Origin of the sequence: Halomonas sp. ND22Bw (assembly GCF_003011945.1) — a bacterium.
GTDB classification, from domain to species: Bacteria; Pseudomonadota; Gammaproteobacteria; order Pseudomonadales; family Halomonadaceae; genus Halomonas; species Halomonas halophila.
The window spans coordinates 195,044-217,835 of sequence record NZ_PXWD01000001.1 but is presented as its reverse complement, the minus strand read 5'-3'; the positions used below and the strand labels follow the sequence as shown (position 1 = coordinate 217,835).

Annotated in this window: 21 protein-coding genes; 12 read left to right on the top strand and 9 right to left on the bottom strand. The window is 64.6% G+C overall.

The window, feature by feature from the left end; genetic code table 11:
- Positions 1–39 precede the first annotated feature (39 nt).
- The 5 genes from CVH10_RS00995 to can form a co-directional block, all read right to left on the bottom strand.
- Entirely contained in the window at positions 40–1,059 is a 1,020-nt protein-coding gene (locus tag CVH10_RS00995; protein WP_106487572.1) for an ABC transporter ATP-binding protein, read from the bottom strand.
- A gap of 106 nt (positions 1,060–1,165) precedes the next feature.
- Complete coding sequence (locus CVH10_RS00990) at positions 1,166–2,122, bottom strand: ABC transporter permease (protein ID WP_035593190.1); 957 nt, start codon at positions 2,120–2,122, stop codon at positions 1,166–1,168.
- Positions 2,119–3,165, bottom strand: coding sequence for an ABC transporter permease (locus CVH10_RS00985; RefSeq protein WP_035593192.1), 1,047 nt, complete (start codon positions 3,163–3,165; stop codon positions 2,119–2,121). The genes CVH10_RS00990 and CVH10_RS00985 overlap by 4 nt, the downstream gene beginning before the upstream one ends.
- Positions 3,166–3,269: 104 nt before the next feature.
- Positions 3,270–4,844, bottom strand: coding sequence for an ABC transporter substrate-binding protein (locus CVH10_RS00980; protein WP_106487571.1), 1,575 nt, complete (start codon positions 4,842–4,844; stop codon positions 3,270–3,272).
- A gap of 168 nt (positions 4,845–5,012) precedes the next feature.
- A complete protein-coding gene (gene can, locus CVH10_RS00975) occupies positions 5,013–5,666 on the bottom strand; it encodes a carbonate dehydratase (RefSeq protein ID WP_035593195.1) in 654 nt (217 codons plus the stop codon).
- Between the two features lie 160 nt (positions 5,667–5,826).
- On the opposite strand from can, the gene gorA reads away from it, so the two are divergent.
- From gorA to CVH10_RS25210, 5 genes are all read left to right on the top strand, one after another.
- A complete protein-coding gene (gorA, locus tag CVH10_RS00970) occupies positions 5,827–7,194 on the top strand; it encodes a glutathione-disulfide reductase (RefSeq protein ID WP_106487570.1) in 1,368 nt (455 codons plus the stop codon).
- Positions 7,195–7,452: 258 nt separating this feature from the next.
- On the top strand, positions 7,453–8,031 hold the full coding sequence (ectA, locus tag CVH10_RS00965) for a diaminobutyrate acetyltransferase (protein ID WP_035593201.1): 579 nt from the start codon (positions 7,453–7,455) through the stop codon (positions 8,029–8,031).
- 92 nt (positions 8,032–8,123) lie between these two features.
- Positions 8,124–9,392: a diaminobutyrate--2-oxoglutarate transaminase gene (ectB, locus tag CVH10_RS00960; protein ID WP_106487569.1), complete on the top strand. Its 1,269-nt coding sequence runs from the start codon at positions 8,124–8,126 to the stop codon at positions 9,390–9,392.
- Positions 9,393–9,513: 121 nt separating this feature from the next.
- Positions 9,514–9,906 (top strand): ectoine synthase, encoded by a 393-nt coding sequence (locus CVH10_RS00955; RefSeq protein ID WP_035593206.1) that lies wholly within the window; start codon positions 9,514–9,516, stop codon positions 9,904–9,906.
- A gap of 192 nt (positions 9,907–10,098) precedes the next feature.
- The gene (locus CVH10_RS25210) at positions 10,099–11,499 is read left to right on the top strand and encodes a hypothetical protein (protein ID WP_146142892.1); all 1,401 of its coding nucleotides are present in this window, start codon (positions 10,099–10,101) and stop codon (positions 11,497–11,499) included.
- 27 nt (positions 11,500–11,526) lie between these two features.
- Here CVH10_RS25210 and CVH10_RS00950 read toward each other — a convergent pair whose 3' ends face one another.
- Both CVH10_RS00950 and CVH10_RS00945 read right to left on the bottom strand, forming a co-directional pair.
- Entirely contained in the window at positions 11,527–12,081 is a 555-nt protein-coding gene (locus tag CVH10_RS00950; RefSeq protein WP_106487568.1) for a DUF3833 domain-containing protein, read from the bottom strand.
- Between the two features lie 81 nt (positions 12,082–12,162).
- A complete protein-coding gene (locus tag CVH10_RS00945; RefSeq protein ID WP_219924663.1) occupies positions 12,163–13,056 on the bottom strand; it encodes a LysR family transcriptional regulator in 894 nt (297 codons plus the stop codon).
- A gap of 213 nt (positions 13,057–13,269) precedes the next feature.
- On the opposite strand from CVH10_RS00945, the gene CVH10_RS00940 reads away from it, so the two are divergent.
- From CVH10_RS00940 to yidD, 7 genes are all read left to right on the top strand, one after another.
- Positions 13,270–15,594: an FdhF/YdeP family oxidoreductase gene (locus CVH10_RS00940; RefSeq protein WP_106487566.1), complete on the top strand. Its 2,325-nt coding sequence runs from the start codon at positions 13,270–13,272 to the stop codon at positions 15,592–15,594.
- Between the two features lie 505 nt (positions 15,595–16,099).
- Complete coding sequence (locus tag CVH10_RS00935) at positions 16,100–16,813, top strand: ATP-dependent zinc protease (protein ID WP_369335696.1); 714 nt, start codon at positions 16,100–16,102, stop codon at positions 16,811–16,813.
- Between the two features lie 41 nt (positions 16,814–16,854).
- Complete coding sequence (locus CVH10_RS00930; RefSeq protein ID WP_106487564.1) at positions 16,855–18,366, top strand: inactive transglutaminase family protein; 1,512 nt, start codon at positions 16,855–16,857, stop codon at positions 18,364–18,366.
- Positions 18,367–18,370: 4 nt separating this feature from the next.
- On the top strand, positions 18,371–19,360 hold the full coding sequence (locus tag CVH10_RS00925; protein WP_035593219.1) for an alpha-L-glutamate ligase-like protein: 990 nt from the start codon (positions 18,371–18,373) through the stop codon (positions 19,358–19,360).
- A gap of 89 nt (positions 19,361–19,449) precedes the next feature.
- A complete protein-coding gene (locus CVH10_RS00920) occupies positions 19,450–19,902 on the top strand; it encodes a Fur family transcriptional regulator (RefSeq protein WP_035593221.1) in 453 nt (150 codons plus the stop codon).
- 12 nt (positions 19,903–19,914) lie between these two features.
- The gene (gene hisI / locus CVH10_RS00915) at positions 19,915–20,355 is read left to right on the top strand and encodes a phosphoribosyl-AMP cyclohydrolase (protein ID WP_106487563.1); all 441 of its coding nucleotides are present in this window, start codon (positions 19,915–19,917) and stop codon (positions 20,353–20,355) included.
- A gap of 4 nt (positions 20,356–20,359) precedes the next feature.
- Complete coding sequence (yidD, locus tag CVH10_RS00910) at positions 20,360–20,704, top strand: membrane protein insertion efficiency factor YidD (RefSeq protein WP_106487562.1); 345 nt, start codon at positions 20,360–20,362, stop codon at positions 20,702–20,704.
- Between the two features lie 4 nt (positions 20,705–20,708).
- On the opposite strand, the gene CVH10_RS00905 is transcribed toward yidD, so the two are convergent.
- On the bottom strand, positions 20,709–22,262 hold the full coding sequence (locus CVH10_RS00905) for a Fic family protein (protein ID WP_106487561.1): 1,554 nt from the start codon (positions 22,260–22,262) through the stop codon (positions 20,709–20,711).
- Between the two features lie 87 nt (positions 22,263–22,349).
- Positions 22,350–22,769, bottom strand: coding sequence for a SufE family protein (locus CVH10_RS00900; RefSeq protein WP_035593233.1), 420 nt, complete (start codon positions 22,767–22,769; stop codon positions 22,350–22,352).
- Between the last annotated feature and the right edge of the window lie 23 nt (positions 22,770–22,792).

Below are 22,792 nucleotides of genomic sequence, written 5' to 3'. Positions count from 1 at the left end.
GAGTGGAGCCGGTGGATGAAGAAAGGGGGGCGGTGGTCATCAGTCTTGCTCCTCGGCCGGAATGCGTTCGCGTTCGATCATCTCGGCGACCATGTGGCAGGCCGCCTGGCAGTTGCCCGAGGCGACGAAGCCGGGCACCTCGTCGATGCAGGCCTGTCGACGCGAGCCGTCGGCCCGATTGACGAAGCCGCAGCGCGGATGGAAGGCACAGCCGCTCGGCAGGTGGCTGAGCGACGGCATGCTGCCGGGGATCTGGTTGAGCCGCTCGCCGGGCGTGGCCATCTGCGGCAGGGCGTTGAGCAGGCCCTGGGTGTAGGGATGCTGCGGGTCGTTGATGATCTCGCGGGTCGGGCCCTGCTCGATCACGCGGCCGGCGTACATCACCAGCATGCGCTGGGTGACCTGGCTGACCACGCCCAGGTCGTGGGTGATCAGCACCAGGCCGACGTTGTGCTCCTCGCACAGCTCCAGCAGCAGCGCCATGATCTCGGCCTGGATGGTCACGTCCAGCGCCGTGGTGGGCTCGTCGGCGATGATGATGTCCGGGTCGAGCAGCAGCGCGATGGCGATGATCACGCGCTGACGCATGCCGCCGGAGAGCTCGTGGGGATACTGGTCCAGGCGCGCCTCGGGCGAGGGGATCTGCACCTGCTCGAGCTTGCGCAGCGAGATCGCTCGGGCGTCCTTGGTCGAGATGCGACGGTGGGCCTTCAGGCATTCGATCATCTGCTCGCCGATGGTCAGCACCGGATTGAGCGTCATCATCGGGTCCTGGAAGATCATCGAGATGCGGTGGCCACGGATACGGCGCAGGGCCCGGTCGGACAGGCCGATCAGCTCCTGGCCGTCGAACGTGATGCTGCCGCCGGCAATGTAGCCGGGCTTGGCGATCAGGTTGAGCAGGCTGAAGGCGGCCACGGACTTGCCGGCGCCGGACTCGCCGACGATGCCCAGGCGCTCGCCGCGATCCAGGCTGAAGCAGACGTCGCGCAGGGCCTGGACGTCGCCGCGGCGCAGCGCGAAGCGCACGTCGAGGTGGTTGACTTCGAGAAGTGACATGGGAACTCCTTGGCCTCAGCCCTTGTGCCGGATGAAGAGGCGGCGATTGAGCACGTCGTGCCGGCGACCGTCGGGTATCGGGTACGTATCGATATTCGGCATGGCCTCAGCCCTTGTAGAGACGGGGGTTGAGGACGTCGCGCAGCCAGTCGCCGAGCAGGTTGATGACCAGCACCAGCACCACCAGCACCAGGCCCGGGATCAGGGTGATCCACCAGGAACCGGACTGGATGTAGTCGAACCCGGACTTGATCAGCGAGCCCAGCGAGGGCTGGGTTTCGGGCATGCCGAGTCCGAGGAAGGACAGCGCCGCCTCGGAGATGATGGCATTGGCCACCTGCACGGTGGAGATGACGAAGATCGGCGACAGGGTGTTGGGCAGGATGTGGCGGAACATGATGCGCCGGCTCGGCAGCCCCATCACCCGGGCGGCGTCGACGTACTCCTTGCCCTTCTCGGCCAGCACCGAGGCGCGCACGGTGCGGGCGTACTGGGGCCATTCGGCCAGGCCGATGATCAACACCAGCAGCGGCACCGCATAGGTGCTGAAGGTGGCGCCGCCGAAGATCGCCTTGAACAGTGCACCGACCACGATCGCCACCATCAGGGTGGAGAACGACAGCTGGATGTCGGCCATGCGCATCAGGAAGGCATCGACGCGCCCGCCCAGATAGCCGGCCAGCAGGCCGAAGCACACGCCGAGCGTGGCCTGCAGCGCCACCGCGCCGAAGCCGATGATCAGCGAGACCCTGAGGCCGTAGAGGATGGTCGAGAGCAGGTCGCGGCCCTGGGCATCGGTGCCCATGGTATAGGCCGGATCGCTGCCGTCGACCCAGAACGGCGGCAGCTCCGAGGCCAGGATGTCGATCTGCGCCAGGTCGTAGGGGTTCATCGGCGCCAGCCAGGGCGCCAGGGCGGCGCAGGCCACCATCAGGATGAACACCGCCAGGCTGACCTGGGCGATCGGGTCGCGCAGGAAGCTGTAGAGCAGATAGGAGTCGCGGAAGCGCTCCCAGCGGCTCGCCGTGGACGAGCTCGCAGCGGATGAAGTCGAGGTGGTCATGCGGGCTTTCCTGTCAGCTTGACGGTGGGGTTGACCAGGCCGTAGATCAGGTCGACCAGGGTGTTGGTGATCACGAAGATCAGCCCCACGATCATCAGGTAGGTGACGATCAGCGGAATGTCGGAACGCTCGATGGCGTCGAGGAACATCAGGCCCATGCCGGGCCACTGGAACACCGTCTCGGTGAGGATGGTGTAGGCCACCAGGGTGCCGATCTGCACCCCACCGACGGTGATCACCGGCAGCATGGTGTTCTTCAGCGCGTGCAGGAAGTAGATGCGGCGCAGCGAGATGCCCTTGGCGCGGGCGAACTTCACGTACTCCGACTGCATCACCTCGAGCATCTCGGCGCGGATCAGGCGGATGAACAGCGGCAGCATGATCGAAGCCAGCGAGATGGCCGGCAGTACCAGGTAGGTCAGCCCCTCGAGGGAGGCGAAATTGGTCTCCCAGGTGCCGAACACCGGCACGGGGTCGCCGCGGCCGTAGGCCGGCATGCCACCCTCGGTGCTGATCAGGTCATTGAGCCAGGTGCCCCAGCCGGTATCGGCGGGGAAGGGCGACCAGGACACGCCGATGGCGAACAGCTGGATCAGCACGATGGCGGTCAGGAACACGGGGATCGAGATGCCGATGATCGATACGCCCATGAAGAACCGCGACAGCCAGGCGCGCGGCCGAATGGCGCTGTAGACCCCGATGGGGATCGACAGGGCGATGATCAGGAAGGTGGACGCGGCCACCAGCTCCAGGGTGGCGGGCAGGTGGCGCAGGATGACGTCGGTGGTCGGCTCGTTGAACACGTAGGAGTAGCCGAAGTCGAACTGCACCGCATTGGCGGCGAAGCGCAGGTACTGGACCGCGAAGGGGTCGTTGAGGCCCAACTCCTCGCGCAGCGCCGCACGTTCGCTCTCAGGTACCGACTGGCCGACCATCTGCTGGATGGGGTCGCCCAGATTGTCCTGGATGGCGAAGGCGATCACGCTGATGACGAACATCACCAGCAGCGCATGGAAAAGGCGCTTGATCAGAAAGGCGATCATGAGTGGCGTCCCGTAGGCAATACGGGGTGGCACGCTCGTCCCGAGCGCGCCACCGGGTCAGGATGGGGAAGGCCTCGCCGACGGTCCGCCGGCGAGGGGAGGAATCACTCCTCCTCGACGACCAGGTCCCCGAGGTAGGGGAAGTTCATCACGTTGACGATCGGCTCGATGTTGACGTTGGCGGCGGACGCCCACGCCAGATCCTGCCAGTGCAGCGGGATGAAGGCGGCCTCGTCATGGAGGGTCTGCTCGACCTGCTGCAGCATCTCGGCGCGCGCCTCGAGGTCGACCTCCAGATTGGCCTCGGCGACCAGGGCGTCGAGCTCCGGGTTGCAGTAGTTGCCGGCGTTGTACTGACCGGCCCCGCTGTCGGCATCCGGGCAGGCGGTGAGGTACTCGTGCAGGTTGGCCGAGTCCTCGGTGTCGGCGTGCCAGCCGATCATCATCATGTCGGCCACGCGATCGTCATACTCGCCCCAGTACTGGGCCTTGGGCAGAGTCTTGAGATCCACCGTGACATTGATGCGCGCCAGCATGGCGGCCACCGCCTGGGCGATCTTGGCGTCGTTCACGTAGCGGTTGTTGGGCGCCATCATGGTGATCTCGAAGCCGTCTTCATAGCCGGCCTCGGCCATGAGCTCCTGGGCCCGCTCGATGTCGTAGCGCGGCTCGAGGCCGTCCACGTGGCCGGCATAGCCCTGCGGCGACATCTGGGCCGCCGGGGTGGCGAAGCCCTTCATCAGCCGGTCGGCGATGCCTTCCTGGTTGATCGCATAGGCGAAGGCCTGTCGGACGCGCGGGTCCTGGAAGGCCTCGACCCGCTCCTGGTTCATGTGGAACAGGATGATCCGGGTGCCGGACATGGTGACCAGCTGGGTATCGTCGTCGTTGCGGATGCGTTCCAGATCGTTGGGTGGCACCGGGGCGATGAAATCGACGTCGCCGGAGAGCAGGGCGGCCACGCGGGTGGCGTTCTCGCTGATCGGCGTCATCACGATCTCGTCGACGTTGCCCGGGGACTCCTCGTCCCAGTAGTCGTCGTTGCGCTCGAACACCACGCGCACGCCCTGCTGGCGTTCGGTGACCTCGAAGGGGCCGGTGCCGGAGAGATGCCGCGAGGCGTAGGAATTGCCGTTCTTGACGATCTCGTCCTTGGGATCGCCGTCAGCGTCTTCACCGCTGTAGAACTGGCTGTCCATCGGGAAGATATAGGTCGCCAGGTTGAGCAGCAGCGGGTAGGGCTTTTCGGTGGTGAACTCCACGGTGTGCTCGTCGACCGCGGTCACCGAGTCGATGGGCGCGAAGATCGCCTTGAAGTCGGGGCTGCGCTTGAGACGCTCCACGGTCCACACCACGTCATCGGCGGTGAAGGCATTGCCGCTGTGGAATTCGACGCCCTCACGCAGGGTCATGCGCAGGGTGGTGTCGTCGACCTGCTCCCAGTCGGTGGCCAGGCGCGGGGCGAACTCGAGGTCCTGGTTCCAGCGCACCAGCGGGTCGAAGGTCATGTGGGACAGCTGCAGGATGCCGCCGGAGAGCTGCTCGTGGATGTCGAGCGATACCGGGTCGGCGTCGTAGGCCATGCTGAGGGTGGTCTCGGCCTGGGCGGCCGGGGCGATGGCAGCCGCGGTCATGGCTGCGCCGACGGCGCTGGCCAGAAGGGTCTTCTTGATTGTCATGTTATATTCCATGCCGGAGGAATTGTTATGCGTAGCGCCCCGGAATGAGGCGAACGACCGTTTGTTCCGGTCCGGCATTCAACATAGAGAGTTCCGCGGGGAGAGGACAATCGAAATAACGAGAGGCGTCATGCGCCCGGCGAATGAGGCTCGCCGGGCGGCGGGGGATCAGTCGTCACCGGAGGGCGCCACGCGGTCGATCCGATACAGGGTGGAGACCTGGTCGAGGCCGGTCACGCTGCAGTCCAGGTCGGTGGCGAGTCCATCGTTCAGGCCGTAGACCCAGCCGTGCACGGCCAGTGGCTGGCCACGCTGCCAGGCCCGCTGGAGGATCTTGGTACGGCACAGGTTGTTGACCTGTGCCCGGACGTTGAGCTCGCACATGCGATCGACCTGCTCGCCCAGCGGCAAGCGCTCGAGGTCCGGGCGATGCAGGCTGTAGAGCTCGCGTACCGAATGCAGCCAGTAGTCGACGATGCCGCACTCGCCGCCGGTCACCGCCGCCTTCACCCCGCCACAGCCGTAGTGGCCGACGATCATGATGTGCTTGACCTTGAGCACGTCCACGGCGTACTGCACCACCGACAGGGCGTTCATGTCGTTGTGATGGAGCAGGTTGGCGACATTGCGATGGACGAAGACTTCGCCCGGCGGCAGATCGATGATCTGGTTCGCCGGGACGCGGGAGTCCGAGCAGCCGATCCACAGGTAATCGGGATTCTGCTGCTGGGAGAGGCGGGCGAAGAAATCGGGATCTTCCCGGCTGACGCTCTCCGCCCAGGCGCGGTTGCGCTCGAGCAGCTGCTGCATTTCGGTTTTCATTGAGAAGGGGTCTCTTATGATCGGGGCTGCGGACCACTCGCATTTTTTATTACCGGCATAGCGCCGGTCAATGGCGTCGGGCCTCCCGGGGGCTGCCGACGGCTGGTATGATCGCTGCCACTTCACGCCCATCCCCTTATTCTCATTCATCTATCAGGAGATGCCTGTGTCCGAGTTCGACTACGACCTGTTCGTCATCGGGGCGGGATCCGGCGGCGTGCGCGCCGCACGCACCGCCGCCACCACCGGGGCCCGCGTCGCCGTGGCCGAGGATCGCTACCTGGGTGGCACCTGCGTCAACGTCGGCTGCGTGCCCAAGAAGCTGTATTCCTACGCCGCCCATTTCCATGACAGCTTCGAGGACGCCGGCGGCTTCGGCTGGAACCTGCCCGAGGCGCCGACCTTCGACTGGGCGACCCTGCGCGACAACAAGATCGGCGAGATCAAGCGCCTCAACGGCATCTACGGCCGGCTGCTCGATAACGCCGGCGTGCGGCTGATCAACGGCCGCGCCAGCGTGGTCGACGCCCATCACGTCAGCGTCGGCGGCGAGACCATCAGCGCCGAGAAGATCCTGGTCGCCGTGGGTGGCTGGCCCTGGGTGCCCGACTTCCCGGGCAAGGAGCTGACGCTGGACTCCAACCGCGTCTTCGACCTCGACAGTTTCCCGGAACGCTTCCTGGTGCTCGGCGGCGGCTATATCGCCGTGGAGTTCGCCAGCATCTTCAACGGCCTGGGCAGCGACACCCACCTGATCTACCGTGGCGACCTGTTCCTGCGCGGCTTCGACCAGGAAGTGCGCGAGTTCACCCGCGACGAGATGGCCAAGAAGGGCGTCAACCTGCACTTCGGCACCAACATCGAGACCATCGAGAAGGTCGAGGGCGGGCTCAAGGTCACCCTGACCAGCGGCGAGGCCCTGGAAGTCGACGCCGTGCTGGCCGCCACCGGCCGTCGCCCGCACCTCGAGGGCCTGGGGCTGGACAAGCTCGACGTGGCCACCAGCGACGACGGCAAGCTCAAGATCAACGAGCGCTTCGAGACCTCGGTGCCGTCGATCCTGGCGCTGGGCGACGTGACCGACGGCCCCGAGCTGACCCCGGTGGCGCTGGAAGAGGCGATGAAGCTGGTCGAGCACCACTTCGGCGACACCACGCCGGCACCGCTGGATTACGAGCGCATCGCCACCGCGGTGTTCTGTCATCCCAACATCGGCACCGTGGGCCTTTCCGAAGAGGCGGCCCGCGAGCGTTTCGATGCCATTCGCGTCTACAGCGCCGATTTTCGCCCCATGAAGCACACGCTGTCCGGCAGCAGCGAGCGCTGCCTGATGAAGCTGATCGTCGATGACGCGAGCGACGTGGTGGTCGGCGCCCACATGGTGGGCGATGAGGCCGGCGAGATCATCCAGGGCATCGCCATCGCGGTGCGTGCCGGGCTGACCAAGGCCCAGTTCGACCAGACCGTGGGCATCCATCCCACCGGCGCCGAGGAGTTCGTGACCATGCGCACGCCGACCCGGAACTGACGCCACCGACGGCGACATCTCGCCGTCACGTCATCGCCACATGAGCGGGCCACCCTGACCGGGTGGCCCGCTTGCGTTGGTAGCCCGGAAGGCCCTGGAGACGAAGCGGGACTATGCTGAGAGAAGCCCGCCATGGCGGTGTTTCCGCGAAATCCATAATGTATGTTTATGGTTTTTTGCCGCCTGGATAACATGGCTTTTGAAATAGTAATAAGCGGCTGTTATGATAATTCCCGAATTCGCTAAGCGAACATGATAATGAACGCGACCACAGAGCCTTTCATTCCCTCCGCCGAGCTTGCGCGGCCCAGTATCGCCGACACCGTCGTCGGTCATCAGACCGCCCCGTTGTTCATCCGCAAGCCGAACCCGGACGACGGCTGGGGGATCTATGAACTGGTCAAGTCCTGCCCACCGCTGGACGTCAACTCCGCCTACGCCTACCTGCTCCTGGCCACCCAGTTCCGCGACAGCTGTGCCGTGGCCACCAACGAGGAAGGCGAGATCGTCGGCTTCGTCTCGGGCTACGTGAAGAGCAACTGCCCTGACACCTATTTCCTGTGGCAGGTGGCCGTGGGCGAGAAGGCCCGTGGCACCGGCCTGGCCCGCCGTCTGGTGGAAGCCGTGATGACCCGCCCGGAGCTTTCCGAGGTGCATCACCTCGAGACCACCATCACCCCGGACAATCAGGCGTCCTGGGGGCTGTTCCGCCGACTGGCCGACCGCTGGCAGGCGCCGCTCAACAGCCGCGAATACTTCTCCACCGATCAGCTCGGCGGTGAGCACGACCCCGAGAACCTCGTGCGAATCGGTCCCTTCCAGACTGCCGACATCTGATGTCTCCCGTCGCGGCGCCGGCACATCCCGCCGGCGCCGCGACATCCGATCGTTTCCTTCATCCTTTTTCCGTTTCCCGACAGGAGGTCGCAATGCAGACCCAGACCCTCGAACGCATGGAATCCGACGTCCGGACCTATTCACGCTCCTTCCCGGTCGTCTTCACCAAGGCGCAGAACGCGCGCCTGACCGACGAGACGGGCCGCGAGTACATCGACTTCCTGGCCGGCGCCGGCACCCTGAACTACGGCCACAACAACCCCAAGATCAAGCAGGCCCTGGTCGACTACCTGGCCAGCGACGGCATCGTTCATGGCCTGGACTTCTGGACCGCCGCCAAGCGCGACTACCTCGAGACCCTCGAGGAAGTGATCTTCAAACCGCGGGGCCTGGACTACAAGGTCCACTTCCCGGGGCCGACCGGCACCAACGCCGTCGAGGCGGCCATCCGTCTGGCCCGCGTGGCCAAGGGCCGTCACAACATCGTGACCTTCACCAATGGCTTCCACGGCGTGACCATGGGGGCGCTGGCCACCACCGGTAACCGCAAGTTCCGCGAGGCCACCGGCGGCGTCCCGACCCAGGGCGCGTCCTTCCTGCCGTACGACGGCTACATGGGCGAAGCCACCAACACCCTGGACTATTTCGAGAAGCTGCTCGGCGACAAGTCCGGCGGCCTGGACGTGCCGGCCGGCGTGATCGTCGAGACGGTGCAGGGCGAGGGCGGCATCAACGTCGCCGGCCTCGACTGGCTCAAGCGCCTGGAGGGCATCTGCCGCGCCCACGACATCCTGCTGATCGTCGACGACATCCAGGCCGGCTGCGGCCGTACCGGCAAGTTCTTCAGCTTCGAGCATGCCGGCGTGGTGCCGGACATCGTCACCAACTCCAAGTCGCTGTCCGGCTTCGGTCTGCCGTTCGCCCACGTGCTGATGCGCCCCGAGCTCGACAAGTGGAAGCCGGGGCAGTACAACGGCACCTTCCGCGGCTTCAACCTGGCCTTCACCACCGCCGCCGCGACACTGCGCCAGTACTGGAGCGATGACGTCTTCGAGCGTGACGTGCAGCGCAAGGGCCGCATCGTCGAGGAGCGCTTCCAGAAGATCGCCGCCTGGCTCACCGACGAGCGCGGCATCGAGGCCAGCGAACGTGGCCGCGGCCTGATGCGTGGCATCGACGTGGGCAGCGGTGCGATCGCCGACAAGATCACCGGCCAGGCCTTCGAGAACGGCCTGATCATCGAGACCAGCGGCCAGGACGGCGAAGTGGTCAAGTGCCTGTGCCCGCTGACCATTCCCGACGAGGACCTGATCGAGGCCCTGGACATCCTCGAGGCCAGCGCCCGCCAGGCCCTGAGCTGATCGATTCCCCCGGGCCCGCCTCGTCGCCGACGAGGCGGGCGGTCATCGGCGCCGGCCCGAGCATCGATACATCGAGCGGGGCCGGCCGCCCGTCCCACCAGACACCCCATGGAGAGCGCCAATGATCGTTCGCAATCTCGAGGAAGCCCGCCAGACCGACCGCCTGGTCACCGCCGAGAACGGCAACTGGGACAGCACCCGTCTGTCGCTGGCCGATGACGGCGGCAACTGCTCCTTCCATATCACCCGGATCTTCGAGGGCACCGAGACCCATATCCACTACAAGCACCACTTCGAGGCGGTGTACTGCATCGAGGGCGAGGGCGAGGTCGAGACCCTGGCCGACGGCAAGATCTGGCCGATCAAGCCGGGCGACATCTATATCCTCGACCAGCACGACGAGCACCTGCTGCGGGCCACCAAGACCATGCACCTGGCCTGCGTGTTCACCCCGGGCCTGACCGGCAACGAGGTGCACCGCGAGGACGGCTCCTACGCCCCGGCCGACGACTGACTAGTCCATCTGAGCGCTAAAAGCATTCCCAGACCCCCAAACCAAATGGTTTGGGGTTTTTTGATGGCGAGTAAGGCAGCTTTCTAGAAGCATAGCCGGCTCGACATTGACTTCTGGCGTCTGCTGCGCACCGGCCATTCTAAATGCTAATATCCGAGCTCATTCCCAAAAATGCCCTTGGAGCATGACCGCATGGATGCTGTCGTTATAGCCATCATGGTATTGCCTTTCCTACTCTGGCTCGCCTATATCATTTTCGCCTCAGAGACAAAGTACAAGCTGAGGAAAGCGATTATAAAAGAAGCACGCAGTAAAAAGGTGGTCGGCGAACTTTCAAAGCAGGAGCACAACTTTCTCAATCGAGTCTGCCTCGAGAAAATGGCAGCAATCCCCGACTTGCGAACAGGCCCCGGAACAATAGGGAAACAGGTTTATGAGACACAAGGGGCTTCTCTTCACTATACGACGTCGACTTCCGGGACATTGGGCTGTATCTACTTTTCCATAGATGGAGTCAAGTTATGGCTCCCCAACGAGGCCATCCCGCACCTCAAGGGGCTTGGCAATCATGTCGAATACGTCATTTCAGACAAGATTGCGATAGCCATAAAGGTCAACGAAGGTTTTGATCTCAGACGACTAGAGTCTTCCGGAGAACCACGAGAACAGCCCGCCGACGAATTAAAAAACGACCTATATCGATATCAGAGGCTGCCACTTGAAATTCATGACAATAGTTCTGCCTCAATAGACCAGAGCCATATCGTGAAGTTAGTGGGAGACGATCTTCTGGTAGTGTCTACAAGGCGCGAGAACCCTTATGGGTGGGAGTTTTTGCTTGCCACACCCGTCTTCTTCTACGTGGTGGTGATAGGGCTGTTATGTCTCCTTTTCGCTCCATTCGCAATCAGCGAAGGGCTCGAAGGACTTCATGCCTTAGGTGTGCTCGTGAAGGTCTTTCATCACCATTTTTTGCCATTCTTGATACCGCTGGCTCTCATTTGTCCTATCGTCATTCTCTATCGATGGTTCAAGGTCGTCGTCAATCACGAGTTTTCCACCGTATACTTTAACCGAAGATCACAGGAAGTGGCTTTTCGAAAGGCCGGAGAGGCTGACCTATGCATCATGCCGTGGCAGGAATTTTCTGCCTGGGTGGTGTCACCCACAGCCAACATATTTGCAGTCGAAGTACGGCCTGGCTACTTGTCTTTGGGAGCATCACACCAAAGCCCAATGAACGAAGAAGCCATGATTTCATTTCCGCAAAACGATGAGCATGCTACCAAAGCTTCGTGGAGGTTCATTGCTCACTATATGTCAGGCCGCCAGCGGGGGACTGAGCCTTCAACCAACAAGTTAAAGATCAACCGTTCACCGCTGGAACGCTTTAGGGAGGACCTTCGCGAGGCTCATCAACACCGGCAGACTGCGCGATGGAAAACACTCTTTTGGCACGCCCGCCACTTACTTAGCCTGTACATTCTGCCCTACCTCGTAGATTACATGGACGCCTGGTTCTATGCGGTCTTGGAACGCAAGCGCCTTCAACGAGTACTACCAGCGAGACTGACATCATCGTCACGATCATGACTGCGACGCGCGCCAAACTGAGAAGAATCAGCGCTCCTCATGTGTGAACATAATGGTGATCTCCGCCAGCGTCAGGCCGAACTTGCGCATGGCAGTACGGTTGATCAGCCGGCCATCGGGCTGCAGGTACATCCAGTCGTCCATCTGGAAGGTGAGATCGCGCCCGTCGACCGTCACCTCGAGTGGATAGCTCATATGAAAGACGTGCCCGACCTGGCGGGCCTGCACCACGCCCTCGACGTCGCTGGCGCGACCTTCCCAACGGCCGCCGTCGCGACGCTCGAAGGTCCAGACACGGCGGTCGGTCTCGCCGTCGGCGTAGGTGAAACGCTCATCCAGGGTCAGGGTGTCGCCCTCGACGCTGCCGTCGATGTCCACGGTGAAGCGCCGCTGCACCTCGCCGCTGTAGTCCTGCACCATGCCCCAGGCCCGCGTCTGGCCCTCGAAGTAATGGGCGATGTCGAGCCGCGGTGTGGTCCCCGCATAGCGTTCCACGTCGACGCCGGCACAGCCGGCGAGCATCAGCACCATGGCCAGCCACACGGCCGGCCGGCGGCCCCGGTCCAGCACTTTTCTATACATGGCAAAATCCTTGAATCGACTTTGTATAACAATATAGAGGAGTGAGGCCACGGGTGCCATGCGAGCCGGTCAGATCGTGCCTTAGGCTTTCGGCATGTCATCCGATTCGGGAAACAGCGTGCGAATCTCGGCGAAGCACTGTTCGGCCAGGGCGGAGCGGGGCGCGGTGCGTCGCATCAGCAGCCCCATCGGCGCCTGGGTGCTGGCCTCGGCGATGGGGACCATGCGCAGGTGCTCGCTGAGCGCCTCGATGCCGCTGTTCAGCGGCATGATCGCGCAGCAGAGTCCGGCGCCGACGGCCTGGACGAGCTGGAAGGTGGAATCGCTCTCCAGCACCGGGGCCGGATCCAGGCCATGGCGGCGGAAGCTGACCCCGATGGAGTGGCGATAGTGCATGCCCTTGGTCAGCAGGCCCAGGGGCAGGCCGTCGAGCCGTGACCAGTCGAGCGTCGTCGTCTCGTCGAAGGTGAAAAAGCGGGTGTCGTGCAGCAGTCCCATGTCGGTGGCGCCGAGGCGAATGACCTCGAAATCGGTCGCGTCCAGCGGCTCGAGATAGCACAGCCCGATATCCAGCTGGTTGCGATTGAGGCCATCGATGATGCGCTCCGAGCTCAGCGACTGCAGCGCGAAGCGCAGCTCCGGGAAGGCGCGATTCAGCGGCCGGATGAGCTGCATGGGATCGAGCGCCGCCAGCGGCACCATGCCCAGGCGCAGCGTGCCCACCAGCTGGCCCCGGCAGTTGGCCGCCTCGGACTGCAGCCCGTCGTGGGCCGCCAGCAGGGTGCGCGCCCAGGCCAGAATCCGCTCGCCGGCTTCGGTGAGCCCCTCGAAACGGTGGCCGCGGTTGACCAGTACCAGGTCCAGCTCTTCCTCCAGGGCGCGCAGCCGCATGGACAGCGTCGGCTGCGTCACGTGGCAACGCTCGGCGGCCTTGCCGAAATGATGCGTCTCGGCCAGGGCGAGGAGAAACTTCAACTGCTTGATGTCCATGTCGGATACTGTCGGTCATCGCGGGCGGAAGGGCGCGACACCATCGGGTCGTCGCGTCATTTCATTGAAACCATCTATACAATCCGACCTTGTAGGACGCAATCGATAAACAAACCTGATGAATTATTCACGAGTTTCGATTGGATGCGGCGCGACAAGAAGAATATGTTAGGGAGCTCATTAGTTGGAAAAGAGACGATGAGCCAGGACGATCCTATCAGGGAGTATTCGGGCGCGGCGGGTGGCTGGGGCGCACTGAAAAGCGTGACCAGAAGCTGGCTGGGCAGCGACAACGCGGTCAAGAACATCCGTGCCATGCTCAAGACCAACCAGGATCACGGCTTCGACTGTCCGGGCTGCGCCTGGGGCGAGGCGCCGGAAAACGGCCTGGTTAAGTTCTGCGAGAACGGCGCCAAGGCGGTGAACTGGGAGTCCACCGGGCGCTCCGTCGGACCAGCGTTCTTCGCCGAACACCGCGTCTCGGACCTGCTCCGGCAGAGCGACTACTGGCTGGAGTATCAGGGCCGGCTGTCGCATCCCATGCGCTACGACGCCGACAGCGACCGCTACGTCGAGACCAGCTGGGAAGACGCCTTCGCGCTGGTCGCCGAGCACCTGAACCGCCTCGAGTCGCCCGACCAGGCCGAGTTCTACACCTCAGGGCGGGCCAGCAACGAGGCCGCCTACCTCTATCAGCTGTTCGTGCGCGCCTTCGGCACCAACAACTTTCCCGACTGCTCGAACATGTGCCACGAAGCCAGCGGCATCGGCATGACCGACAGCCTCGGCGTCGGCAAGGGCACCGTGGTGTTCGACGATCTCGAGCACGCCGATGCGATCTTCGTCATCGGCCAGAATCCCGGCACCAATCATCCGCGCATGCTGGAGCCGCTGCGCGAAGCGGTGCAGCGCGGCGCCCAGGTCATCTGCATCAATCCGCTCAAGGAGCGCGGCCTCGAGCGTTTCCAGCATCCCCAGAAACCGCTGGAAATGCTCGGCAACGGCGCCGAACCCACCAGCACCGCCTATTTTCGGCCGGCCCTCGGTGGCGACATGGCACTGATGCGCGGCATCGCGAAGTATCTGCTGGGCTGGGAGCGCGAAGCGCTGGCGGCGGGGGAGCCACCGGTGTTCGATCACGCCTTCCTCGAGGAACACACCGTTGGCCTGGACGACTATCTGGCCGCCGTGGATGCCACGCCCTGGGCGCATATCCGCGCGCAGTCGGGGCTCTCGCTCGACGACATCGAGCTGGCCGCGCAGATGTATCGCCGCGCCGAGCGGGTGGTGATGTGTTGGGCGATGGGCATCACCCAGCACCGCCATTCGGTGGCCACGGTGCAGGAAATCGTCAATCTTCAGCTGCTGCGCGGCAATGTCGGCAAGCCGGGAGCGGGGCTGTCGCCGGTGCGCGGCCACAGCAACGTGCAGGGCGATCGCACCATGGGCATCGACGAGAAGCCGCCGGCGGCGCTGCTTGACGCCCTGGAGCGGCGCTTTCGCTTCGAGGTGCCGCGCGCCCCTGGCCACAACACGGTACAGGCGATACAGGCGATGGAAGAAGGGCGGTCGAAGGTCTTTCTCGGCCTGGGCGGCAATTTCGCCCAGGCCACGCCGGATACCAAGCGCACCCACGCCGCACTGCGACACTGCGAACTGACCGTGCACATCGCCACCAAGCTGAACCGCTCGCACCTGGTGACCGGCCGGGACGCCCTGATCCTGCCGTGCCTCGGCCGCACCGAGATCGACATGCAGGCCGAGGGCCCCCAGGGCGTCACCGTCGAGGATACCTTCAGCATGGTGCACATCTCCCACGGCCAGCTGACACCGCGATCTGCACATTTGCGCTCGGAGCCCGCGATCATCGCGGGCATCGCCCGGGCGACACTGGGCGATCATCCCGTGGACTGGATGTCGCTGATCGCCGACTATGGCCGCATCCGCGAGCTGATCGCGGACACCATTCCCGGCTTCGAGGACTTCAACGCACGGCTGGACCAGCCCGGCGGCTTCCACCTGGGCAACGCCGCCGCGGAGCGGGTGTGGCACACGGACAGCGGCAAGGCCCGGTTCCGCTGCCACGCGCTGCCCGAGGCGCTGGTCAACGCCGGCGTGCTGGCGCGCGGCGAGACCCCGGACCTGATCCTGCAGACGCTGCGCTCCCATGATCAGTACAACACCACGCTCTACGGACTGGACGATCGCTACCGCGGCGTCTTCGGGCTGCGCGAGGTGGTGTTCGCCAGCGAGACGGAGATCCGGCGACTCGGCTTCGCACCCGGTGACCGGGTGGATCTGGTGTCGCTGTGGGACGACGGCCGCGAGCGTCGGGTCAGCGATTTTCAGCTGGTGGCCTATGACATGCCGGACGGGCAGGCCGCTGCCTACTATCCGGAAACCAACCCGCTGGTGCCGCTCGACAGCTACGGCGAGCAGACCTTCACGCCGACCTCGAAGTTCATCGCGATCCGGCTCGAGCGCGCCGCACCCAGCCAGCGGCTGGACGCCGAGACGGCCTGACATCATCGACCGCAGGGCCGTGCGCGCGGAATCCCGGCAGGGGGTCCGGGCGCCGGCGTATCGGCATGACATTCGCCGGCACCGCGACGCGCGTTCCCATGGCGGAAGCGTGAAGGCTGGACGACACTTGGCATCATGACAGGCTGCCGGGGTGTCGCGATAATGACACAAGGGCATCAAGCCGCCACGACGATCATTTCGCATAATATATATTATGTTAAATCGAGGTAGTGACAATGATGGAGAGGCTCTCCTGTAACCCCGCATTGCCACCGTCTTCCTCCCCGCCGCGACATGGACAGCCTGCGCCCTGCTCCTTATCATCCCGTCAGTTCGCGAGGCGTTAGCCTCTCCACTCGCCTGAGCCAAGGATGTCGTCGACATGCCGATTCGCCCCCTGCTGATTGCACCTCTCGCCGCCTTGTTATCGCTCGGTGGTTGCGGTCTGGTGCCCCAGCACGAAGCGTCGCCCCAGCCGGTCTCGCAACAGGCCTTCGCGAATCGCATGGATCGACTCGAAACCGAGCTGACCGCACGCTGTGATGCCAACCTCCAGGCCCTGGCGACGCATCGCGAGGAACAGCTCGGCCTGCGAGCCGATGTTCGCGAGGTCGGCTACCTGCTCCGAAACGTGCGCGGCGAACTCGAGTCAATACGCGACGAGAGCCGCCATGAGCCGGCGTCACGCGACTGCCCGGTGGCCGACGAGCGTCTCGACAACAAGACGCTGGTGGGTCGCAGCGAATGGATCGGCCTGCCGCAGGTCGGCACCTATCTGGAAGCCCGCATCGATTCCGGCGCACAGACCTCGTCGCTGTCGGCCACCGAGATCACGCCGTTCGAGCGCGACGGTGAGGACTGGGTCCGCTTCAAACTGGGGCTCAACGACGAGGACACCGTGGTCGAGAGCATGCGCGACCAGTGGATCGAGGCCCCGGTAGAGCGCCGGGTCAAGATCGTCCAGGCCAATGGCGAAGCCTCGCGCCCCGTGATTCGTCAGCTGGTGACGCTGGGGCCGCTGCGCGAGAGCGTGGAATTCACTCTCAATGATCGCACCCACCTCGACTATCCGGTGCTGCTGGGGCGGCGCTTCCTGATGGACATCACCATCGTGGACGTGGCGCGCCGCCATATCTATGCACGCCCCGAGTACGCTTCATCGTCGGCAACGGAGGCCGACGACACGACCGAGACACCCGACGCGGCAACGAGCCCCTGATTTCTGCATAGGCCGAGCGTCCCGCGCCCAAGGAAGCCGACATGTCCCGACTGCCCTTCTATCTGATCGTCGCCCTGCTGCTGGTCACCGGTATCGCCATGAGCGTTCATCGCCACGTCCAGTTCGAGGTCCCCTGGACGCCGGGCGAACAGCGCAAGGTCTGGGAGATCGAGGCCCAGGTCAACTTCCAGGCCGATGGCGGCCCCGCCAAGGTAGAGATGGCCCTGCCCTCGACCCAGCCCGGCTTCCGGGTGCTGACCGAGCACACCGCTTCTCCCGGCTACGGCCTCAACTACCTCGAGGAAAACGGCTCCCGCCGCGCCCTGTGGTCGGTGCGCGAGGCCCGGGGCAACCAGCAGCTCTACTACAGCGCCCAGGTGCTGGTCGCCGAGAACGCCAAGCCCGCCGAGGTGCCGCCTCCGCGGTCGGCGGCCAATGTGGTCTGGGAGCCTCCCTATGACACCGCGGCCCAGGAAGTCATCGACGATGCCTGGTCGCGCAGCGCCGATGCCTTCACCTTCACCCAGCAGCTGATCAGCGAGTTCAGCGACGAGCGTCGCGATGAAAACGTCCGCCTGCTGCTGACCCAGTTCGACCGCGCACCGCTGCTGCTCCGGCTGCTCCACCAGGCCGACGTCCAGGCCCGCAACGTCAGCGGCCTGCAGCTGGAGAACGGCCGTCGCCGTCAGACGCTGACCACCTGGATCCAGGTCTACGACGGTGACGAGAGCGCGCTGTTCGACCCGGCCAACGGCGAGCGTGGCCGCCCGGACAACCTGCTGCTGTGGGAAAATGCCGGCCAATCGGTGCTGGAGGTCCAGGGCGGCACCAACTCGCGGATCAGCTTCTCGATGATCTCGCGCAACCAGCCCGCCGCTGCCGCCGTGCGCAGCCAGCTGGCCAAGGATGCCGACACCCTGCTCAACTTCTCGATCCACAGCCTGCCGCTCGAGGAACAGGCGCTGTTCCAGACCATCCTGCTGATTCCCATCGGCGCGCTGGTGGTGGTGCTGCTGCGGGTGCTGGTGGGCATCAAGACATCCGGCACCTTCATGCCGGTACTGATCGCGCTGGCCTTCATCCAGACCTCGCTGGTGACCGGGCTGGTCGGCTTCCTGCTGGTCGTGGCCGTGGGTCTGGTGATCCGCAACTACCTGTCGTACCTGAACCTGCTGCTGGTGGCCAGGGTCACGGCGGTGATCATCACGGTCATCGCCATCATCTCGCTGTTCTCGGTGGTGTCCTTCCGCATGGGCCTCAACGCTGGCCTGCAGATCACCTTCTTCCCGATGATCATCCTGTCGTGGACCATCGAGCGCATGTCCATCCTGTGGGAAGAGGAAGGTCCCAAGGAGGTACTGATCCAGGGCGGCGGCAGCATGCTCACCGCGGTGCTGGCCTACCTGGCAATGAACAATCCCTGGATTCGCCATATCACCTTCAACTTCCTCGGTGTGCAGCTGATCCTGATGGCGCTGATCCTGATGCTCGGCAACTACACCGGCTACCGGCTGCTGGAGCTGCGTCGCTTCAAGCCCGTCACGGAGGACTGAGCCCATGTGGACCTCTCCGGGCAAGCTGCGCGCCAAGGGCATCATCGGCATGAACCAGCGCAACATCCGCTACATCGGGCGCTACAACGACCGCCGGCTGTATCCGCTGGTCGATGACAAGCTCCAGACCAAGCTGCTCGCCCAGCAGTACGGCATCACCACTCCGGCGCTGATCGGTACGGTGTCGACGCAGTTCGGCGTCAAGCGCATCCACGAGATGCTGGCCACCCACGGCGGCTTCGTGATCAAGCCGGCCAAGGGCAGCGGCGGCAAGGGCATCCTGGTGATCGAGAAGCGTGACGGGGCGCACTTCGTCAAGCCCAGCGGCACCCATCTCAGCCTCGAGGACGTCGAGCGCCACGTCTCCAACATCCTCTCCGGGCTCTACTCCCTGGGCGGGTCGCCGGACGTGGCGGTGATCGAGGCGCTGATCGACTTCGATGCCTCCTTTGCCGAGTACAGCTACGAAGGCGTGCCGGACATCCGCGTGATCGTCTTCCAGGGCTACCCGGTAATGGCCATGATGCGCCTCTCGACCGCCGCCTCCGACGGCAAGGCGAACCTGCACCAGGGCGCGGTGGGCGTGGGCATCGACATCGCCAGCGGCACGGCGATTCGCGGCGTGCAGTTCGATCGCGCCCGCCACGACCACCCGGATACCGGACACGAGCTGGCCAGCCTGCGCATTCCCGACTGGAAGACGCTGCTCGAGCTGGCCGCCGGCTGCTACGAGATGACCTCGCTGGGCTATCTCGGCACCGACATGGTGATCGATCGCCAGCACGGGCCGATGCTGCTGGAACTCAACGCCCGGCCGGGTCTGGCGATCCAGATGGCCAATGGGGAGGGACTGCGCAAGCGGCTCGACCTCATCGAACGCCAGCCGGAAGGTGTCTCGCCGGAAGCTCGAGTGGCCTTCGCCCAGCATCATTTCGCCCGCGGCAGCGAGCTCGAGCGAGTGGCGCAGGAAGCTCACGAGGCGGCCGAGGCCTGAAGCGACGCGCCCTTCTCACCCACCGCGGCTGGCTCGGGCCATGCCGGGCGCGTAGAATGGCTCCCTCAATCCTCGACCGCATGGCTCGCATGACCGATACCAGCGCCCTGATACAACAGGCCGAGCGACAGTGCCGCCAGCGCGGCGTGCGCTTCACCCCGATCCGCCAGCGGGTGTTGCAGATCATCGCCGACACTCGAGGCGGCCTGAAGGCTTACGAGCTGCTCGATCGCCTCGCCACCGAGCACGCCTCGGCGCGCCCGCCCACCGTGTATCGCGCCCTGGAGTTTCTGATCGACCAGGGGTTGGTGCATCGCATCGAATCGCTCAACGCCTACGTGGCCTGCCCCTGCCCGGAACACGCCCATGGCTTCCAGCTGCTGATCTGTCGCGACTGCGGGCGGGTCGAGGAGCTGCACCTCGATGACATCAACGAGCGCCTCGGCCAACGTGCCCGGGAGCTCGGTTTCGTCGTGCAGCGTCAGACCATCGAGCTGCTCGGCCGGTGCGAGGCCTGCCGGTCGACCATTGCCACCTCCTGAGCCGGACGCCCCATGACCGACACCTTCAAGCGCCTGGAAGGCGCCTCCCTCGACAGCCGTTATCCGCTCGGCGAGATCCTCGACGCCATCCGCTTCAATGACGACGGCCTGATTCCCGCCATCGCCCAGCAGCACGACAGCGGCGAGGTGCTGATGATGGCGTGGATGAACCGCAAAGCGCTGGAAGAGACGCTGGCCACCGGTCGCGTCTGCTACTGGTCGCGCTCCAAGGGCAAGCTGTGGCGCAAGGGCGAATCCTCCGGCCAGCAGCAGCATCTGCGCAGCGCCGCCCTCGACTGCGACGGCGACACCCTGCTGATGCAGGTCGACCAGACCGGTCCGGCCTGTCACAGCGGCCGTCGCAGCTGCTTCTACGTCTCCCTCGAGGGCGAGGATGCGCGCATCACCTCGGCGCCGCTGATCGACCCCGAGGCCCTCTACGGCAAGCGCTGAGGCCATGGCCGCCCTGCTCCACCGCGTCCGACGCTTCGCCGGGCGCCTTCTGACCTGGCCCCTGCTGGGCCTGGTCAAAGCCTACCAGCTGATCCTGAGCCCACTGCTCGGGCCGCGCTGTCGCTACTGGCCAAGCTGCTCCCACTACACGGCCGAGGCGCTGAAGGTCCACGGCCCGTTCCGGGGCGGCTGGCTGGGCCTGCGCCGCCTCCTGCGCTGCCATCCCGGCGCCGAGGGCGGCATCGACCCGGTGCCCGGCGGCCCCAGCGAACGGCTGTGCCGGGAAGACCCCGAGCTCGACGAACATTTCCGCTGTCGCGATGCCGGGGCGGCATCGCGCTCTCGCTAGCGCGTCAGATATCGCCGCCCATGTCCTGAAAGCCCTCGGCGACCTCCCGCTCGAGCCGGGATGCCAGCCTCTCGTCCGACAGCATCGGAAACTCCTTGGCCAGCTTGCCGCTGACGCTGCCATGCTGGCGAATCGAGCGGATGATGCGATCGATATGATCGTCTGGCCCTTCCAACCAGTCCTTGATAGCCAGCCGTGTCTGGTGCCAGGCGCGCTGAAGCGCCGCTTGCCGGTGCATCTCATGCTCCAGCGTATGGCGCACGATATCCAACAGGTATTCGACCTGCCGCGTCAGGTCGGGATATCGCCAGGTGGCGGCCGCCTGCTCGTAGGCGGTGAAGACGAAATCGGACTCGATGCCATCTTCATAGCGCTGCCGTTCAGCAGAAAACGTGGCCGCCGCGCGGAAGGCGTCCATCAGCGGGCGTGAATAGAGTTCCAGAATATGATCGTACTCGGCACGCCGAATGGCCGAAGAAGTAATGGCCGCGGAGACCGGAAGTATGAAGGGCGCTGGCACCGCTTCGTCTCGACGCAGTACATCATTGACCAGAAAGCGGGACACGCGACCGTTGCCGTCGGCCAGGGGATGCAGAAAGACGAAGCCGAAGCTGGCCACGGCCGCCCTCAGGATCGGCGGCGCCCCTTCGGTGACATCCAGGAAATGGCGCAGCCCGTCCAGCATGGCGGGCAGCCAGTCCCAGCGCGGGCAGACATAGTGTACGACCGTGCCATCCTGCAGCGAGCGACTGCCGACGAAGACCGGCGACAGCCGCAGCCCGGGGCGGATCGTCGATATTCCCAGAATGGCACGCTGCAGATCCTCGAGGGCATGGCGGTCCAGCGAGTCAGGCAGGTTCCCGCAATAGGCCTCCATCGCCTCGGCAAACCGCTGGATGCGATCCCGATGCCCGCCTTCGCGCTCGATCACGAAGCTGGCCCGGCTCTCCTTGATCGTCAGCCAGACGGCGCTTCGCCGCAGGATGTCGGTACCAAACTCGTCCTTCATCGCCTCAAGCTGAGCCGCGATATCATAGTGGCCGGTACTCTCGACGCCCGGCGTGCGGCGTATCAGCGGGCAGTAGGATGGCGTGCCTGGCAGGTTGTCGTTGATTCGCCAGCGGCGATTGCGTATCGCGCTGGTCCGGGTCACGTAATATCGCGAGTCGAGCGCATCGCGGTAGTTGCCGCCCATGTCCTCGACGTCCAGCTCACGGCCCGTCAGCCACTCGAAGAAAAAGCCGGCACGGCGCGCATACTGGCCGGTCGGCTCCCGCCGCACCCACTCGGCCAGCTTCGTTTCCGGCAGCACATCGAACAGGCGTGCGAGAAATTCCAGGTGAATGCCCTCGTGCTTCAGGGCAAAGGTCAGCTGGGCGCTCAGGGTATCGGCGGGCCGCATGGCCTCCAGATAGGTCTCGAGGCGACTTCCCCCAAGCTCATGGGTATGGCGCGTACCGCCGATACGGCTGGTAATGGCAAACGGCTGGGTCGCCTCGACGCCGTAGCGCCACGCGAGCCAGCCGTAGCCGATTTCATCCCGAGTTTTCGCCGTCAAAACGATTATCCCGCTGAAGGAACGATTACATATCCAGCCATGCCCATAAAAATGATTATGTCAGGCAGGTCAGCGGGCGGCCAGTGTTCAGGCGGCTTCCTGCTCGGCGACCCGGTAGATGCGCTCGAGCATGGCGTTCAGGCCGTTGCTGCGCGTCGGCGAGAGATGCTTGTCGAGGCCCAGGTCCTTGAGGAAGTGCGGGCTGGTGTCGCGGATGTCCTCCGGGCGACGGTCGTCGTAGATGCGCATCAGCACGGCGATCAGCCCGGAGACGATGGCGGCGTCGGAGATCGCCTGGAAGCGCAGCCGCTCGCCGTCACGCTCGTGGTGCATCCAGACGTTGGACTGGCAGCCCTGGATCTTGAGCTCGTCGCGCTTCCACTCCTCGGGGAAGGCCGGCAGCTGCTTGCCCATGTCGATGATGTACTGGTAGCGGTCCATCCAGTTGTCGAACATCTCGAACTCGTCGACGAGTTCCTGCTGGGCCTGTTCGGCGGTCGTGGTCATGCAACACTCCTTGAAACGGTTAA

Excerpts from the sequence above, each read along its gene's own strand:
- CVH10_RS00995 (WP_106487572.1), bottom strand. The coding sequence starts at position 1,059 with ATGTCACTTCTCGAAGTCAACCACCTCGACGTGCGCTTCGCGCTGCGC.
- CVH10_RS00990 (WP_035593190.1), bottom strand. The coding sequence starts at position 2,122 with ATGACCACCTCGACTTCATCCGCTGCGAGCTCGTCCACGGCGAGCCGC.
- CVH10_RS00985 (WP_035593192.1), bottom strand. The coding sequence starts at position 3,165 with ATGATCGCCTTTCTGATCAAGCGCCTTTTCCATGCGCTGCTGGTGATG.
- CVH10_RS00980 (WP_106487571.1), bottom strand. The coding sequence starts at position 4,844 with ATGACAATCAAGAAGACCCTTCTGGCCAGCGCCGTCGGCGCAGCCATG.
- can (WP_035593195.1), bottom strand. The coding sequence starts at position 5,666 with ATGAAAACCGAAATGCAGCAGCTGCTCGAGCGCAACCGCGCCTGGGCG.
- gorA (WP_106487570.1), top strand. The coding sequence starts at position 5,827 with ATGCCTGTGTCCGAGTTCGACTACGACCTGTTCGTCATCGGGGCGGGA.
- ectA (WP_035593201.1), top strand. The coding sequence starts at position 7,453 with ATGAACGCGACCACAGAGCCTTTCATTCCCTCCGCCGAGCTTGCGCGG.
- ectB (WP_106487569.1), top strand. The coding sequence starts at position 8,124 with ATGCAGACCCAGACCCTCGAACGCATGGAATCCGACGTCCGGACCTAT.
- CVH10_RS00955 (WP_035593206.1), top strand. The coding sequence starts at position 9,514 with ATGATCGTTCGCAATCTCGAGGAAGCCCGCCAGACCGACCGCCTGGTC.
- CVH10_RS25210 (WP_146142892.1), top strand. The coding sequence starts at position 10,099 with ATGGATGCTGTCGTTATAGCCATCATGGTATTGCCTTTCCTACTCTGG.
- CVH10_RS00950 (WP_106487568.1), bottom strand. The coding sequence starts at position 12,081 with ATGTATAGAAAAGTGCTGGACCGGGGCCGCCGGCCGGCCGTGTGGCTG.
- CVH10_RS00940 (WP_106487566.1), top strand. The coding sequence starts at position 13,270 with ATGAGCCAGGACGATCCTATCAGGGAGTATTCGGGCGCGGCGGGTGGC.
- CVH10_RS00935 (WP_369335696.1), top strand. The coding sequence starts at position 16,100 with ATGGATCGACTCGAAACCGAGCTGACCGCACGCTGTGATGCCAACCTC.
- CVH10_RS00930 (WP_106487564.1), top strand. The coding sequence starts at position 16,855 with ATGTCCCGACTGCCCTTCTATCTGATCGTCGCCCTGCTGCTGGTCACC.
- CVH10_RS00925 (WP_035593219.1), top strand. The coding sequence starts at position 18,371 with ATGTGGACCTCTCCGGGCAAGCTGCGCGCCAAGGGCATCATCGGCATG.
- CVH10_RS00920 (WP_035593221.1), top strand. The coding sequence starts at position 19,450 with ATGACCGATACCAGCGCCCTGATACAACAGGCCGAGCGACAGTGCCGC.
- hisI (WP_106487563.1), top strand. The coding sequence starts at position 19,915 with ATGACCGACACCTTCAAGCGCCTGGAAGGCGCCTCCCTCGACAGCCGT.
- yidD (WP_106487562.1), top strand. The coding sequence starts at position 20,360 with ATGGCCGCCCTGCTCCACCGCGTCCGACGCTTCGCCGGGCGCCTTCTG.
- CVH10_RS00900 (WP_035593233.1), bottom strand. The coding sequence starts at position 22,769 with ATGACCACGACCGCCGAACAGGCCCAGCAGGAACTCGTCGACGAGTTC.